At 37.5% G+C, this 427-nt stretch carries 1 protein-coding gene; it reads left to right on the top strand.

All coding sequences use genetic code 11. The annotated features are described in order from the left end of the window. On the top strand, window positions 1–349 hold a 349-nt coding region (locus tag LRP84_RS22380; protein ID WP_230577083.1), incomplete at its 5' end, for a DDE-type integrase/transposase/recombinase. Window positions 350–427: the final 78 nt, after the last annotated feature.

The raw sequence follows: 427 nt of genomic DNA, 5'->3' as shown, positions 1-427 counted from the left end.
AGGCAAAACAAGAGACCAGAAGGCTGCAAAGCGCTTTTTCAAGAAAGCTTTGCGGTCTTTTCATGTTTCGCAGCCTCGTGTTATAACAGTCGATAAGAACCCGGCTTATCCTATAGCAATTGAACAGTTGAAAAAAGAGAAAAGCATACCTGATGGTATGCAACTTAGACAACAAAAGTACTTGAATAACATAGTAGAGCAAGATCATCGTTTTATAAAGAAGCGAATCCGTTCTATGCTAGGGTTCAAATGTTTTGACACAGCTACATCCATTCTTTCTGGAGTAGAAGCCATGCATATGATTAAAAAAGAACAGATTGATTTACGGGACCTGATATTATCCCCTTAAGGTAGACAGTGTAAAAAGACCATGAATACACATGGATGTTACACTTTTACTTGGAGGGGATTTTATTATGGTTAAAAA

Source organism: Bacillus rhizoplanae (assembly GCF_917563915.1).
GTDB classification, from domain to species: Bacteria; Bacillota; Bacilli; order Bacillales; family Bacillaceae_G; genus Bacillus_A; species Bacillus_A rhizoplanae.
Note: the sequence above shows the minus strand (reverse complement) of the source record. Positions and strands in the feature narration are given on the sequence as shown.